The following is a 15,500-nucleotide window of genomic DNA, read 5'->3' as shown; positions in this document are numbered from 1 at the left end:
CATGGCCCGCATCGGAACGCTCGCGCTCGCGCGGCCCACCTTCGACGTCCCCTTCGCCGAGGAGATTGCCGCCGCCGCCTTCGCGGCTCTCGAACGCGAGGGCCACGAGATCGTCGGGCCGCGCACGCTCCTCTGCGACGCGGTCGCCGCCGAGGCCGCGCTCGCGGCGCTCGAGGGGGAGGCGCTCGATCTCCTCCTCCTCCTGCAGGTGACCTTCACCGACGCTTCGATGACGGTCGCGATCGGAAAACATGCCGGCGCGCCGCTCGCGCTCTGGGCCTTTCCCGAGCCGCGTACGGGCGGGCGGCTGCGGCTCAATTCCTTCTGCGGGCTGAACCTCGCGGCCCACGCGCTCGGCCGGGCGGGCATCGCCCATCGCTGGCTCTACGCGGCGCCGGACGCCGCCTCGCTCGACGCCGATCTCGCCGAGCTCGTCGCCGGCACCCGCGCCGTCGAGCCGCCGCTCCCCCACCCGCCGCCGGAGCCGGAGGAGGCCGACGCCCGCGCCGCCGATTCCGTGCTCGAGCGCTTGGCCGGCACGCGCATCGGGCTCGTCGGCGAGCATCCCGTCGGTTTCGACACCTGCCGCTACGATCCCGGCGCGCTGCGGGCGATGGCGGGGATCGGGGTGGAGCCGATCGCGCTGCCCGATCTCTTCGCCGCCGCCCGCGCGGTCGCGCCCGAGCGCATCGCGCAGACGAAGAGCGAGGTCGCCGCGCGGCTCTCGGGGACGGAGGCGCTCGATCAGGAGCAGCTCGAGCGCTCGCTCGCGGTGTACCATGCGCTCGCCGGGCTCGCGCGGGAGAAGAACCTCTCCGCGCTCGCGGTGCGCTGCTGGCCGGAAATGTTCACGGAATTCGGCTGCGCGTCCTGCGGGCCGATGGCCTTCCTCTCGCAGGAGCGCACCCCTTGCGCCTGCGAGGCGGACGTCTACGGCGCGCTCACCTCGCTGATCCTGCAGGAGCTCGCCGGCGCCCCCGCGTTCCTCGCCGACATCGTCGACATGGACGCGGCGAGCGAGACGGGCGTGCTGTGGCATTGCGGGCTCGCGCCGGCCTCGATGGCCGATCCCGCGACGCCGCCCGCGGCGCAGATCCACTCGAACCGCAAGATGCCGCTCCTCCAGGAATTCGCGCTCGCGCCGGGCCGCATCACGCTCGCGCGGCTGAGCCAGGCGCATAACGCGCCCGCTCTCGTGATCGCAGGGGCCGAGATCGTGGCGGGGCCGAAGAGCTTTTCGGGGACGTCGGGCCTCGTGCGCTTCGACAAGCCCGTCGCCGACGTCACGCGCGCGCTGATCGACGGCGGCCTCGAGCACCACGTCTCCCTCGTCTATGGCGACGTGCGCCCCGCTCTGCGGGCGCTCGCCGCGCGCCTTTCCCTTCCGATCGTCGAGCTTTCCTGAGATCGCACGCCATGCACGCCTTCGACGTCGTCGAGCCGAATTGGGGCCGCATCCCGCCCGTCGCCGCCGCCGCACGCCCCGAGCGCCTCGCGGACGGGCGCATCCGCATCGCGACGAGCGCCGGGCCGCTCCTCGTCGCGGGCCTCGCCGACGGCGTGCGGCTCACGCTCGGCGAGACGAGCGCGCCGACCTATCCGATCCTCGTCGCCGAGCCGGGGGTGCGCCCGGCGACCCTCTCCGAGGACGCGGACGGGGGCGTGCGCGTCGCCTGGGACGATTTCGTCCTCACGCTGACCCTCGACCCGCTCGCCTTCGTGCTCGCGCGCAAGGCCTGTGTGGTGCAGCGCTCCTCGCAGGACGGCCATTTCGTGCGCCGCCACCGCCTGCCGCCCTTCGCGCGCACCGAGCGCGGCACGCTCGTGTCGCTCGACCTCGCGCCCAGCGAGCGGGTCTACGGCTTGGGCGAGAAATGGGGGCGGCTCGACAAAGCGGGGCAGCTCGTGCGCTCGCACGTCGTCGATGCGCTCGGCGTCAATTCCGACCGCGCCTACAAGAACACGCCCTTCGCCTGGTCGCCGCGCGGCTGGGGCGCCTTCCTGCACACGCCCGCCGAGGTGACTCATGCGGTCGGCCACCCGCTCTGGTCGCACCGCACCTATGCCGCGCTCGTGGCGGAGGAGGTTCTCGACCTCTTCCTCCTCGCCGGCGAGACGGGCGCCGACATCCTGCGCGCCTATACGGACCTGACCGGCCGCGCCCCCGAGATCCCCGATTGGTCGATGGGCGTGATCCTCTCCAAGGCCTATTACCGCACGCCCGACGAGCTCCTCTCGGTCGCCCGGGAGGTGCGCGCGCGCGGCATGCCCGTCGAGACGATCACCTTCGACGGGCGCGCCTGGCAGGACACGCAGACCCGCTTCGCCTTCCAATGGGACCCCGCGCGCTTTCCCGACCCGAAGGCGGTGCTCGACGAGGTCCGCGCGCTGGGGCTGCGCGTCTGCGTGTGGGAATACCCGCTCGTGTCGGAGGCGAACCCGCTCCATGCGGAGATGGCGGCGAAGGGCTGGCTCCTGCGCGATCGCCGCACCGGTGCGCCCTATCGCTACCGTTTCGACCCCGAGCCCTTCGGCGCCGTCCTCACCCAGCTCCCCGATTCCGGCATCGTCGACTTCACCCACCCGGACGCCTATGCCTATTGGCGCGACCGCCACCGCGAGCTGTTCGAGGCTGGCGTCGAGATGATCAAGTCCGATTTCGGCGAGCAGGTCGAGGACGATTGCCTCGCGCATAACGGCGATGAAGGCGCGCGGCTGCGCAACGTCTATCCGCTCCTCTACAATGCCTGCGTCCACGAGGCGGCGACCCTTTATTGCCCCTCGGGTGCCTATCTGTTGGGGCGCGCGACATGGGCCGGCGGGCAGCGTTATCCCGGCCATTGGGGCGGCGATCCGCAGGCCGACTGGGGCGGGCTCGCGGCCTCCCTGCGGGGCGGCCTCTCCTGGGGCCTCTCGGGCGGACCCTTCCACGCGACCGATATCGGCGGCTTCTACGGCGACACGCGCGATCCCGAGCTCTACGTGCGCTGGACGCAGGCCGCGATCTTCTTCTCCCACATCCGCTTCCACGGCATCGGCCCGCGCGAGCCCTGGAGCTACGGCGCCGATGCCGAGGCCGCGGTGAACGCCGCGCTCGTTCTGCGCGAGCGGCTGCGCCCGCGTCTGCGCGAGGCGGCCCGCGAGGCGAGCGCGACCGGTCTGCCCGTCCAGCGCGCCATGGTGCTGGCCTGCCCCGACGACCCCGCCGCCTGGGCCTTCGAGGAGCAGTTCTTCTGCGGAAGCGATGTCCTGGTGATGCCCTGCGTCGAGCCGGGCGGGCGCGTGGTGGGATATCTGCCCCACGGCCTTTGGCGGCGCTGGCCGGACGGGGCGGTGGTCGAGGGCGGACGGGTGGTGCGCCTCACCCTCGCGCTCGACGAGATCGCGGCCTTCGAGCGGGTGCGACATCCCTCCCCGTAGGGGAGGGTGGCCTCGGAGGCGCAGCCGAACGAGGTCGGGTGGGGCCGACGCTTCGAGGAGAGACTCCCACCCGGGCCCCACCCGACCCCTGTCGCTGACGCTCCAGGGGCCACCCTCCCCTCCGGGGAGGGATAGGGCGGCAGAATCCCTCCCCGTAGGGGAGGGTGGCCTCCGCGGCGGAGCCGCCGGAGGTCGGGTGGGGCCCCACGCTTCGAGGAAAGCCTCCCACCCGGGCCCCACCCGACCCCTGTCGCTGACGCTCCAGGGGCCACCCTCCCCTCCGGGGAGGGATAGGGCAGCAAAATCCCTCCCCTCCGGGGAGGGAGTACCGTTCGGGATGAAACTCCCGCCGCATCCGTTCTTCTACCGATCACGAGAATGCGATCGCGGATCGCCGTGGTTTCTTTTGCACAGGAGGCGCGGCTGTGGCTTCCTGCGGGGCAACGTTCGTCGGGAGGCAAGACATGTCAGCCAGCGTGCCGAAGCGCGAGTGCGATCTGATCATGAAGGGCGGCGTCACGTCCGGCGTCGTGTATCCGAAGGCGGTGCTGCGCCTCGCGCGCGACTACCGCTTCCGCTCGATCGGCGGCACCTCGGCGGGGGCGATCGCGGCGGCGATCACGGCGGCGGCCGAGCTCAACCGCGCCGGCGGCGGCTTCGAGCTCGTCGCGAGTCTGCCCGCGAAGCTGCGCACGAGCCTCGCGAGCCTGTTCCAGCCCTCGCCCGAGGCGCGGCCGCTGTTCCGGGCGCTCGGCGCGCTCCGCGGCGGCGCCTTCTGGCCGGCTCTGCGCATCCTGATGTTCTCCCATGCGCAATACCTCATCGTCGCGCTGATGCTGTTCGTGACGCTGGGCCTGTTCTCCAGCGCCGTCGCGGGCGGGCCGTTCGGCGTGCTCTTCGCGCTGATCGTGTTCGCGGTCGGCGCCGTCCTGCTGTTCGGGCTGTCGGTGCTCAAATCGGCGCGCGACGTGCTGGTCGAGGGCGATTTCGGGATGTGTCCCGGCACGACGCAGGAGGACGAGGAGGGCGTCGGCCTCTCCGATTGGCTCGCGGAAGAGATCGAGGCGGCGGCCGGGCGCGGCCTGCCGGAGGATCCGGACGCGCTGCGCGTGCCGCTCACCTTCGGCGATCTCGAGCGGGCGGGCATCAAGCTGCGGGTGATCACCACCAATCTCGGCCAGCGCCGCCCGCACGTCCTGCCCGAGCTCGCCGCGACCGCGGCCGCCACCGGCGAGGCCTTCTATTTCGATCCCGCCGAGCTGCGCCGCGTCGTGCCGGGCTGGGTGGTCGATTGGATGACCCGCGAGGGGGTCGAGCCCGATGCGTCCGGCCTCTATCCCTTCCCCGCGGCGCAGGACCTGCCGGTCGTCCTCGCGGTGCGCATGAGCCTCTCCTTCCCGCTCCTGATCGCCGCGGTGCCGCTGCATCACGAGGCGGCGGGCCATCGCAGCCGGGTCCTGTTCAGCGACGGCGGGATCACGAGCAATTTCCCGATCCAGTTCTTCGACGCGCTCCTGCCCTCGCGGCCCACCTTCGGCATCGCGCTCGAGCCGCTGCGCGAGGAGGACGGGCGGCGCGTGCGCCTGCCGATGTCCGATCCGAAGGGCGCGCCGCTCGGCGTCGTCCCGATCACGGGGCTGCGGGCCTTCGCCGCGACGCTCTTCGCCGCCGCCGCCGATTGGCACGACCGGCTGCAGGGCACGCTGCCGGGCTATCGCGAGCGGATCGTCACGATCGGGTTGAAGAGCGGCGAGGGCGGGCTCGACCTGACCATGTCGCCCGAGGCCGTCGACGCCATCGGCGCGCTCGGCCAACGCGCCGCCGCGCTCCTCGCCGGCGGCCCGGCGGAGAGCCCGGACGACCGCGAGGATTTCGACTTCGACCACCACCGCTTCCGCCGCTTCCTCGTCGCCTACATGGTGCTCGAGCACACGCTCGCCGACGCGGCCAAGGCCTGGGGCGACAAGGACGACGCGGAGAGCTTCTGCGCCTTCGTCGAGAGCCGCATCGACGACGAGGCCTATCTCGGCGGGGCGAGCCCGGAGATCCGCCGCGCCATGGTCGATCGCTTCGCGGCCCTGATGGCGCTCGCCAAGGGCTGGGAGGAGAAGCTCGCGGGCCGGCCCGACGCGGCGATGCCGGGTCCGCGCCCGCACCTGCGCCTCACGCCGCATTACTGAAGCGACCTCTGCCGCAACAACCCAATCCGGTTCGAGCCCCCGCGCGGCTTCTCGCGCGGGGGCTCCTCGTTTATGCCTGGGCGTGGACCCAAGCGGAGGCTCGCGCATGATCGACAAGATCGTCCCTGACCCGGCGGCGGCGCTCGCGGGCGTTCCGGACGGCGCGACCGTGCTGATCGGCGGCTTCGGCACCGCCGGCATGCCCTTCGCGCTGATCGACGCGCTCATCGCCCAGGGCGCCCGCGACCTTACGGTCGTCTCCAACAATGCCGGCAACGCCGATACGGGCCTCGCCGCGCTCCTCGCGGCCGGGCGCGTGCGCAAGGTGATCTGCTCCTTCCCCCGCCAGCACGACAGCTGGGTGTTCGAGCGCCTCTACCGCGCGGGCGAGCTCGAGCTCGAGGTCGTGCCGCAGGGCAATCTCGCCGAGCGCATCCGCGCCGCCGGCGCCGGCATCGGCGCCTTCTACACGCCCACCGGCGCCGGCACGCTGCTGGCGGACGGCAAGGAGACGCGGATGATCGGCGGGCGCGAGCACGTGCTCGAATACCCGATCCACGCCGATCTCGCTCTGATCAAGGCTCGCGCCGGCGATCGCCACGGCAACCTCGTCTACAACAAGACCGCGCGCAATTTCGGACCGATCATGGCGACGGCGGCGAAGCTCACGGTGGCGCAGGTGAGCGAGATCGTCGAGCTCGGCGCGATCGACCCCGAGCACGTGGTCACGCCGGGCATCTTCGTCTCGCGGGTCGTCGCCGTCGCCGAGGCGACGCCGCCTTCCTGGTGAGCCGCCACTCACCTGTCGCCGTGCGATGCTCAACCCACCGTCATTCCGGGGCGCGATAGCCAAGCCCGGAACCGAGACCCCCGACGTTGGATGAGCAGCCTATAGGCTGCGTCGCTCAACCTGTGGCTCGGTGCGCGGTGTGCCGCGAGCGCGACATGCGCGCTCGAACGAGCGTCGTGGGTCTGGGTTCCGGGCCCGCTTCGCGACCCGGAATGACGGCGTCATGGCCCTTGAGAGACAAGGTCGAAGCAATCATCCCCGCTTGTGCAGGAATGTCCCGTGGAAGCCGAGCGTGACGATTTCGGGCGTCTCGGCGCGGGCGATCTCGGTCATGCGCGCGGCGTCGAGGACGAGCAGGAACGAGCGGCGCGTGCGCGTGTCGAGGACGACGCTGAGCAGCACCCCGTCGTCCTCCCCGCGCCCGCCCGGCCGCGCCACGAAGATCGGCTCTCCGGGATAGGTGCCGGGCTCGTGCCAGAGCCGCGCGTTGCCGCCCTTCTCCTCCGAGAGGTCGATGCGCGCGAGCGTGTCGAGGAAGGCCCCCGGCGCCGACGCGCTCGCGCCCCAGACGATCCGGTAGGGCTCGCCCGCGCGCCGCTCGTAGTCGATCCGCGGCAGCTCGATCGGCGTGTCGGAGAGGACGCGGACGTCCGGCTCGCCCCCATCGGTCGGCAGCGTCAGCCGCACGAGCCGGCCCGCGATCGTGGGCGGCGCCTCGCGGCGCAGCCGCTCGAGATAGAGCTCGTCGATGACGCGCGCATCGTCGTAGGCGACGAGGTCGACGACGAGCGCGCGCTCCGCCTCGAAGGCGTTGACGTGGTGGAAGGAGAACAGAGCCGGCAGCCGCCAGACGCCGCGCGCGGCGCCCGTCTCCTTGTCGAAGGCCCGCACCAGCGTGCCGCGCTCCGGGCGCCAGCGGAAATTCTGGATGAAGGGCGCGTTGACGAGCATCATCAGGAGCGGATCGACGACGAGCGGCCCCTCGACGAGAACGAGGCTCTTCGCGCTCATGCCGAAGCTGTGCATGTAGGCCGGGCGCTCGACGGGGATCTCGACGAGCGTCCGCTCCTGCATCCCCTCCCGCACGATCAGCCGGTAGACGCTGCGGCGGCCGAAGCGGGTGAGATAGGTGTAGGCACGCGCGCCGTCGCGATGGGGGTGGGCGGTCGTCGTCGCGCGGTCGACGTCCGCTTCGTAGGCATGGTTGCCGAGCGTCTCGAGCGTGTCGGGGTCGAAGACGACCGGCAAACGCGTCTCGGTGAGCGCCACCACCGCCTCGCCGATCCGGTCGATCGCCACGACGCCGTTGTCCGTCGGCGGCGCGCCGAGCATCACCGCCATCGTGCGCCCGAACAGCGTGCGGCAGGGATCGGTCGCGAACTCGCCGCGGCTGATGCCGCCGCGCGCCTTCGCCTCCTCGAAGGAGGCCGAGCGGAGGAAGCGGCTCGCATAGGTCACCCGCCTCCCCGCGATGTCGAAGCGGTGGAGCATGGCGAGCCCGTCGAACCAGTGGCGATAGCGCTGCGCGCCGACCTCGAAGCGCGCGGGCGCGACGCGCAGGAGCGTGCCGGCGAGCCATGGGGGGAGATCGCCGCGCGTGAGGATCTCCACCGCGTCCACCTCGCGCGCCGCGCTCTCGAGGCCGATCGCCCACGGCGCCTCGCCGCTCCCGCTCGTCATGCCGCCAGCCTCCGCCTCGATCGGATCGTCGCACGGCCGATGCGGCGCCGACAATGCGACGTCCCCGCCCCCGGCTGCACGACGCGCCCGGGCCCGCCGGAGTTCACCGGAAGATGCGCGACCCAGGACGCGGGCGCGCCTGCCTGACTCGGCGACTGGAACCTCGACGTCGTCATTCCGGGGCGCGATAGCGAGCCCGGAATCCAGACTCCCGACGTCGGATGAGCAGCCTATAGGCTGCGTCCTTCGACGTGTGCATTGTCTTATGTTGCGCGACGAGCGCGCATGCGCGCTCGAATCGACGTCGTGGATCTGGGTTCCGGGCTCGCTTCGCGCCCCGGAATGACGGCGCAGAGTAATCAGGAGAAGGATTCACAATCTCTGAGCGGAAAGACAGTGGGCGTCGTTCCTGCACGGCGCCGGGCACGAGGAGAAACACGCGAGACGAGCCCTCGAAACGTCTCTCGCCCCCGGGCACCGAGCCCCGCCGCTTGATGACGCCCCTGCGCGCCCTCTATCAGGAGCGGCGTCCACGAGCTCCCTGGGGGAAAGGCATGCCCGATCCGCGCGCGACACCCGCCTTCGCCGACGATCTCGCAGGCACGCTCGCCCATGCCTGGGCCTGCCTCGCGCGCGGGGTGGCGGACCGGCGCAGCGCCTTCCACACGATCGGCGTCGCGACGATCGGGCTCGACGGGCGCCCGCGCCTGCGCACGGTCGTCCTGCGCGCGGTCGAGCCGTCGGCGGCGCGGCTGCGCTTCCACACGGATGCGCGCGCCGACAAGGTTGCCGAGCTCGCCGCCGACCCGCGCATCGCGCTCCACGGCTACGATCCCGGCGGCAAGCTCCAGATCCGCGTCGAGGGCCGCGCTTCCGTCCATGGCGAGGACGCGGTCGCCGACGCCGCCTGGGCCGCCTCGCGCCCGATGAGCCGGGACTGCTACGGCACGCGTCCCGCGCCCGGCACGCCCCTCTCCGCCCCCGACGCCTTCGCGCTTCCCGCCGACGAGGCGGAGCGCGCGGCGGGCCGCGTGCATTTTCGCGCGGTGACCGTCGCCGTGGAGACGATCGAGACCCTCTACCTCGCCCATGGCGGCCACCGCCGCGCCCGCTTCGACATCCCCAACCGCGAGGCCGCGTGGCTCGTGCCGTGAGGGCGGTGCCGATCAGGCGTCCGGCAGCGCCTCCTCGAACAGGACCGGCTCGCCGAGCGAGGGCGCGGCGAGATCGCCGTCCCACATCACCACGTTCCCGCGCACGATCGTGCCGATCGGCCAGCCGGTGACCTCGCGGCCGTCGAAGGGCGTCCAGCCGCAGCGCGAGGCGATCCAGGCATTGGTGATCGTCTCGCGCCGCGCGAGGTCCACCACCGTGAAATCCGCGTCGTAGCCGAGCGCGATGCGCCCCTTGCGGGCGATGCCGAACAACCGCTTCGGCCCCGCGCTCGTGAGGTCGACGAAGCGCTCGAGCGTGAGGCGGCCCTGCGCGACGTGGTCGAGCATGATCGGCACGAGCGTCTGCACGCCGGTCATGCCGGACGGCGTTGCCGGATAGACCTTGTCCTTCTCCTCGCGCGTGTGGGGCGCGTGGTCGGAGCCGAGCACGTCCACCACCCCGTCGCGAATGCCGGCCCAGATGCCTTCCTGGTGGTCGATCTCGCGCACCGGCGGGTTCATCTGCGCGTAGGCGCCGAGCCGCTCGTAGCATTCGGGCGCGACGAGGGTGAGGTGGTTGGGGGTCGCCTCGCAGGTCGCGACGTCCTTGTGGCGCGCGAGATAGGCGATCTCCTCCTTCGTCGTGATGTGCAGCACGTGGGTGCGGGCGCGGGCGCGGCGCGCGATCTCGACGAGGCGCCGCGTCGCCTTGAGCGCGACCTCCGGCGAGCGCCAGACGGGATGCGAGCGCGGATCGCCTTCGACGCGCAGGTGCTTGCGCGCGCGCAGCATCTCCTCGTCCTCGGCGTGGAAGGCGGCGCGGCGGCGGATGCGGCGCAGGATCTCGTAGACGCCGTCGTCGTCCTCGACGAGGAGCGAACCCGTCGAGGAGCCCATGAACACCTTCACGCCCGCCGCCCCCGGCAGCCGCTCCAGATCCGGCAGCGCCTCGACATTGTCGTGCGTGCCGCCCACCCAGAAGGCGAAATCGCAATGCATGCGGTGGCGCGCGCGCGCGATCTTGTCGTCGAGGGCGCCCTCCGTCGTCGTCTGCGGATCGGTGTTGGGCATCTCGAAGACGGTGGTGACCCCGCCCATCACGGCCGCGCGGGCGCCGGTCTCGAGATCCTCCTTGTGCTCAAGCCCCGGCTCGCGGAAATGGACCTGGCTGTCGATGACGCCCGGCAGGACGTGCAGCCCGCGGCAATCGATGCGCCGGCCCGCATCCGCGCGGGCGAGGTCGCCGAGCGCGACGATCCGCCCCTCGCGCACGCCGACATCGCAGAGATGGACGCCGTCCTGGTTCACGACCGTGCCGCCGGACAGGATCAGATCGTAGGTTTCGGGCATGTCTCGCCTCCCTCGCGCCTCGCGGGCCTCGCTCGCGTCGAATGGACCGAAACGCGCGCCGTGTCGAGGGGGAGCCGCCGGGGAGAGGGTTGACGGGCGTTAACGATTCGGCTGCGACGCCCTGACGCACGTCCCCGCAAATCTTAAACGATCCACGGGTGTCCTTGGGTTAATCCTCCAGGGACGGGAAACGCTCCGAACGAAACCGAGAGCCCGGGGGTAGGTCATGGCATTGCTCGCACGTTTGCGCATCACGACGAAGGTGCTCGCCGTCGTCGTCCTGCTCGGCCTCGTCGCAGGATCGGTGGCGCTCGCCGCCGCTCTCGCCCTGCGCGAGGTCGCCGCCGCGGCGGACTACATGGAGAAGCGCGCGGCCAACGCGCTCCTCGCGATGGAGGTCAACGCCAATCTCATCGCCCTCTCGCGCGAGCAATACCGCCTCCTCGCCGCCGCCGACGCCCAGGCGCGCGCGGGCGTCGAGGCCGCGATCCTGCGCGAGGTCGACACGCTCGAGGGGCGGCTCGACCGGCTCATCGCGCAGGTCGACGCGGACGATCGCCCCGCGCTCGACCGCGTGCGCCGCGACGTGGACGCCTACGAAGTCGGTCTCGACGCGATGAAGCGGGCGGCCAGCCTCGCCGCCGGCGCGGACGACGCCCAGACGCTCGCCGCGCTCGCCGCTCGCAATTCCGCCATGGCCGAGGATCTGCGCGGGCAGATGAACGCGCTCGCCGGTGCGATCCGCGCCAAGGTCGACGGCGCGGCGGCGCGAGCGGACGCGCAATACCGCACCGCGAGCCTCGTCATCGCGCTCGTCGCGGGCATCGGCATCGTGGTGGGCCTCGCGCTCGCGGCCGCGGTCGCGCATCTGGGCATCGGCAAGCCGCTCTCGGGCATGGTCGGCGTGCTCGAGCGGCTCGCGCGCGGCGAGTTCCACATGCAGGTGCCGGGCACCGAGCGTGGCGACGAGGTCGGCGACGTCGCCCGCGCGGCCCTCGTCTTCAAGGAGAACGGCCTGGAGGCCGAGCGTCTGCGCGCCGAGAGCGCGCAGGCTCAGGCGGCGCGCGCGAAGCGCCAGGCCGCGATCGAGGAGGCGATCGCCGCCTTCGAGGCCGCCGCCGCCTCGGTCACGCAGGCGCTCGCGCGGTCCTCCGGCGAACTCACCCAGGCCGCCGGCGCCATGAGCGCGACGGCCGAGGAGACGACGAGCCAGGCGACCGCCGTCGCCGCCGCCTCCGAGCAGGCCGCCTCCAACGTCGAGACGGTCGCCGCCGCGACGACCGAGCTCGCCGCGACCGTGCAGGAGGTCGGACGGCAGGTCTCGCAGACGGCGAGCCTCGCCGGCGGCGCGGCGGCACAGGCCGGCGAGACGGTCGCCAAGGTCGCGCGCCTCAACGAGGCGGCGAGCCGGATCGGCGACATCGTCGGGCTCATCCAGCAGATCGCCGAGCAGACGAACCTGCTCGCCCTCAACGCCACGATCGAAGCCGCGCGCGCGGGCGAAGCCGGCAAGGGCTTCGCCGTCGTCGCCTCCGAGGTGAAGACGCTCGCCGCCCAGACGGCACGGGCGACCGAGGAGATCGCCGGGCAGATCCGCGCGATCCAGGACACGACGGGGGATGCGGCCGGCGCGATCTCCGCCATCGCCGAGGCGATCCGCACGCTCGACGGCTACGCGACCGCGATCGCCGCCGCGGTCGAGGAGCAGAACGCCGCGACCCGCGAGATCGCGCGCAACGTCACCGAGGCCGCGACCGGCACCAACGAGGTGTCCGCCAACATCTCGGGCGTGCGCGAGGCGGCCGCGACGACGGGCACCGCCGCCGCCCAGATCCGCGCCACCGCCGGCGGGGTCGACGCGCAGGCCCGCGAATTGTCGAGCCGCATCGAGACCTTCCTCGGCGCCGTGCGGGCGGCGTGACGGAGGGCGGGCGCCGCCCCTCTCCTTCCCTTGAGAGCCTGTGAATCTTTCGGAAGGTTGTCATCCCGGGTCCGCTTCGCGGCCCGGGATGACACCGCAACGAAAGATTTTCGAACTTCGAAGGGAACGAGAAGCGCGGTGGGTCGCGAGCGCTCGCCGTCCTCCGCTTGACTTCGCCGCGCGGGCTCTCCATCCCTGGCCGGCCATCGCCCGACGAGAGAGCCCGCGCCCGATGACCGACCTGCCTCCCCATATGGACCCGAAGCGCTCCTTCCAGGCGCTGATCCTGACGCTGCAGCGCTTCTGGGCGGACAAGGGCTGCGTCGTGCTCCAGCCCTACGATCTGGAGGTCGGCGCGGGCACCTTCCACCCGGCGACGACCCTGCGCGCGCTCGGGCCGCGGCCGTGGAACGCGGCCTTCGTGCAGCCCTCGCGGCGGCCCAAGGACGGGCGCTACGGCGAGAACCCGAACCGGCTCCAGCACTATTACCAGTTCCAGGTCATCCTCAAGCCGAGCCCGCCCGACATCCAGGAGCTCTACCTCGCCTCGCTCGCGGCGATCGGGATCGACATGCGCGTCCACGACGTGCGCTTCGTCGAGGACGATTGGGAGAGCCCGACGCTGGGCGCCTGGGGGCTCGGCTGGGAATGCTGGTGCGACGGCATGGAGGTGAGCCAGTTCACGTATTTTCAGCAGGTGCTCGGCTTCGAATGCGCGCCGGTCTCGGGCGAGCTGACCTACGGTCTCGAGCGGCTGGCGATGTACGTGCAGGGCGTCGAGAACGTCTACGATCTGAACTTCAACGGCCGCGACGGCGCCGAGCGGGTCACCTACGGCGACGTCTTCCTGCAGGCCGAGAAGGAATATTCCCGGCACAATTTCGAGCATTCGGACGTCGAGATGCTGTTCCGGCATTTCCGCGACGCCGAGAACGCCTGCCGGGCCTATCTCGAGGCCGGCGACCGGGGCGAGACGCACGACATGGTGCTGCCCGCCTACGACCAGTGCCTCAAGGCCTCGCACACCTTCAACCTGCTCGACGCGCGCGGCGTGATCTCGGTGACGGAGCGGCAGAGCTACATCCTGCGCGTGCGCGAGCTCGCCAAGGCCTGCGGCGCCGCCTGGCTGCGGACCCCGGCCGGCAGCGCTCCGGCTTGACGCCACGCTCGGATCGGAGGGCTGGCATCGTCCTGCGGCGGCCTACATCGGCCCGCCGCCCGACTTGAATCCGTAACACGGAGTGTTATAATTTCGGCGAACTTCGAGAGGCGGCTTGAGGCTTTTCAAGAACAAATGGTTCGTGCGGTTCGCACGACGTGAGGCTATCGCCGACGTCGAGCTATGCAATGCGATCGCGCGGGCCGAAAGGGGACTTGTCGATGCCGATCTCGGGGGCGGAGTGATAAAACAGCGGATCTCGCGTCCCAACGAAGGAAAGTCTGGCGGCTTTCGCGCCATCGTTTTGTTCCGCTCTGGCGATAGATCCTTTTTCGTCTACGGATTTCCGAAGCACGCGCGCGAAAACATCCGGAATGACGAGGTGGAAGCTTTCAAGAAGCTTGCGAGTGAAATGCTATCGTTTTGCGAAGAAGAATTGCAAAAGGCGATCGGGGCGGGGTTGCTGATGGAGGTGAAGTGAGATGACGAAGACGGACCGACGCACCTACCGCACTGACGCGTTGGCTGCGATCCACGAGACCGCGTCCGATCTCCACGATATACAGCTCCTGGACAAGCAGACGATGCGGCGTTTCGACGAGCTGTGCCTCACGCCGGTGCGATCGTTGGCGGCAGAGGAGATTCGAGAGATCAGAGAGCGCGAGCGGGTGAGCCAAGCCGTTTTCGCGCGTCATCTGAACGTGACGACCGGACTCGTCAGCCAATGGGAGCGGGGAGAGAGGAAGCCGGTCGGTGCGTCGCTGAAATTGCTGACGCTCGTTCGCGAGAAAGGCCTCGACTCGATCCGGTAGGAGAGCCCACGCGAATCGAGCGGCTCAGGCCCGAACGCCTCCCCCAAAAGCAAGAGGCCGGGCGCGGGCCCGGCCTCTCGCGACGACGTCTCGCGCGCGGCGCGGGTCTCACTGCACCAGGCGCGGGCCGCCCATGGGCACGCCGTCGGTCTCGGAGAGGATGCCGAGCCGGCGCGCGACTTCGGTGTAGGCCTCGATGAGGCCGCCCATGTCGCGGCGGAAGCGGTCCTTGTCGAGCTTCTCGGCGGACTTCATGTCCCAGAGCCGGCACGAATCGGGGGAGATCTCGTCGGCGACGACGATGCGCATCATCTCGCCCTCCCAGAGCCGGCCGCACTCCATCTTGAAGTCGACGAGGCGGATGCCGACGCCGAGGAAGAGACCCGACAGGAAGTCGTTCACCCGTATGGCGAGCGCCATGATGTCGTCGATCTCCTGCGGCGTCGCCCAGCCGAAGGCGGTGATGTGCTCTTCCGACACCATCGGGTCGTCGAGCTTGTCGTTCTTGTAGTAGAATTCGATGATCGAGCGGGGCAGCTGCGTGCCCTCTTCGAGGCCCAGCCGCTTGGCGAGGGAGCCGGCCGCGACGTTGCGGACGACGACCTCGAGCGGGATCACCTCCACCTCGCGAATCAACTGCTCGCGCATGTTGAGCCGCCGGATGAAGTGCGTGGGCACGCCGATGTCGTTGAGGTGCTGGAACACGAACTCGCTGATGCGATTGTTCAGCACGCCCTTGCCGTCGATCACCTCGTGCTTCTTCGCGTTGAAAGCTGTCGCGTCGTCCTTGAAGTGCGCGATCAGCGTACCGGGCTCCGGCCCCTCGAAGAGGACCTTCGCCTTGCCCTCGTAGATCCGACGGCGGCGATTCATGGGCGTGTACCGTGGCTTGTGGAAATCCATGGGAAGGACTCGAGGCTCCTTGCTCTCGAACGCGCCCGCCCCTGGGGAGGGAACGGAAGCGGTCGAGCGGCATCGACGAGGCCGCCCGCTCGCGGGGCAACCTATCCGAAGACATGGGGAGACACAACGCG

12 protein-coding genes are annotated in these 15,500 nt (G+C 71.0%); 9 read left to right on the top strand and 3 right to left on the bottom strand.

Annotated features, from left to right (window positions below; all coding sequences use genetic code 11):
- The first annotated feature begins 1 nt into the window (after position 1).
- From ACK4UM_RS04190 to ACK4UM_RS04175, 4 genes are all read left to right on the top strand, one after another.
- Positions 2-1,405 carry an L-fucose/L-arabinose isomerase family protein gene (locus ACK4UM_RS04190; RefSeq protein WP_409796072.1) on the top strand — a complete coding sequence of 468 codons (1,404 nt, stop codon included), beginning with the start codon at positions 2-4 and terminating at the stop codon, positions 1,403-1,405.
- Positions 1,406-1,416: 11 nt separating this feature from the next.
- On the top strand, positions 1,417-3,420 hold the full coding sequence (locus ACK4UM_RS04185; RefSeq protein ID WP_409796069.1) for a TIM-barrel domain-containing protein: 2,004 nt from the start codon (positions 1,417-1,419) through the stop codon (positions 3,418-3,420).
- A gap of 464 nt (positions 3,421-3,884) precedes the next feature.
- Positions 3,885-5,600, top strand: a complete 1,716-nt coding sequence (locus tag ACK4UM_RS04180) for a hypothetical protein (RefSeq protein ID WP_409796066.1) — start codon at positions 3,885-3,887, stop codon at positions 5,598-5,600.
- A gap of 109 nt (positions 5,601-5,709) precedes the next feature.
- A complete protein-coding gene (locus ACK4UM_RS04175; protein WP_409796426.1) occupies positions 5,710-6,390 on the top strand; it encodes a 3-oxoacid CoA-transferase subunit A in 681 nt (226 codons plus the stop codon).
- 252 nt (positions 6,391-6,642) lie between these two features.
- Here the strand turns inward: ACK4UM_RS04175 and ACK4UM_RS04170 are convergent, their stop codons facing one another.
- The gene (locus tag ACK4UM_RS04170) at positions 6,643-8,070 is read right to left on the bottom strand and encodes a carotenoid oxygenase family protein (RefSeq protein ID WP_409796063.1); all 1,428 of its coding nucleotides are present in this window, start codon (positions 8,068-8,070) and stop codon (positions 6,643-6,645) included.
- A gap of 554 nt (positions 8,071-8,624) precedes the next feature.
- Between ACK4UM_RS04170 and ACK4UM_RS04165 the strand changes: the two genes are divergently transcribed.
- Positions 8,625-9,224 (top strand): pyridoxamine 5'-phosphate oxidase family protein, encoded by a 600-nt coding sequence (locus ACK4UM_RS04165; protein ID WP_409796060.1) that lies wholly within the window; start codon positions 8,625-8,627, stop codon positions 9,222-9,224.
- Between the two features lie 12 nt (positions 9,225-9,236).
- Here ACK4UM_RS04165 and ACK4UM_RS04160 read toward each other — a convergent pair whose 3' ends face one another.
- Positions 9,237-10,574, bottom strand: a complete 1,338-nt coding sequence (locus ACK4UM_RS04160) for a dihydroorotase (protein ID WP_409796057.1) — start codon at positions 10,572-10,574, stop codon at positions 9,237-9,239.
- A 226-nt stretch (positions 10,575-10,800) separates the two neighbouring features.
- Between ACK4UM_RS04160 and ACK4UM_RS04155 the strand changes: the two genes are divergently transcribed.
- The 4 genes from ACK4UM_RS04155 (at position 10,801) to ACK4UM_RS04140 (ending at position 14,466) form a co-directional block, all read left to right on the top strand.
- Positions 10,801-12,495 carry a methyl-accepting chemotaxis protein gene (locus ACK4UM_RS04155; protein WP_409796055.1) on the top strand — a complete coding sequence of 565 codons (1,695 nt, stop codon included), beginning with the start codon at positions 10,801-10,803 and terminating at the stop codon, positions 12,493-12,495.
- Between the two features lie 232 nt (positions 12,496-12,727).
- The gene (locus tag ACK4UM_RS04150) at positions 12,728-13,654 is read left to right on the top strand and encodes a glycine--tRNA ligase subunit alpha (RefSeq protein ID WP_409796052.1); all 927 of its coding nucleotides are present in this window, start codon (positions 12,728-12,730) and stop codon (positions 13,652-13,654) included.
- A 115-nt stretch (positions 13,655-13,769) separates the two neighbouring features.
- Entirely contained in the window at positions 13,770-14,135 is a 366-nt protein-coding gene (locus ACK4UM_RS04145; protein WP_409796049.1) for a type II toxin-antitoxin system RelE/ParE family toxin, read from the top strand.
- A gap of 1 nt (position 14,136) precedes the next feature.
- A complete protein-coding gene (locus ACK4UM_RS04140; protein WP_409796047.1) occupies positions 14,137-14,466 on the top strand; it encodes a helix-turn-helix domain-containing protein in 330 nt (109 codons plus the stop codon).
- 108 nt (positions 14,467-14,574) lie between these two features.
- On the opposite strand, the gene purC is transcribed toward ACK4UM_RS04140, so the two are convergent.
- Positions 14,575-15,369: a phosphoribosylaminoimidazolesuccinocarboxamide synthase gene (gene purC / locus ACK4UM_RS04135; RefSeq protein ID WP_409796044.1), complete on the bottom strand. Its 795-nt coding sequence runs from the start codon at positions 15,367-15,369 to the stop codon at positions 14,575-14,577.
- Positions 15,370-15,500 lie beyond the last annotated feature (131 nt).

The sequence above is a fragment of the Salinarimonas sp. genome (assembly GCF_046292825.1).
Lineage (GTDB): Bacteria > Pseudomonadota > Alphaproteobacteria > Rhizobiales > Beijerinckiaceae > Salinarimonas.
This window is presented reverse-complemented; position numbering and strand designations above follow the sequence as displayed.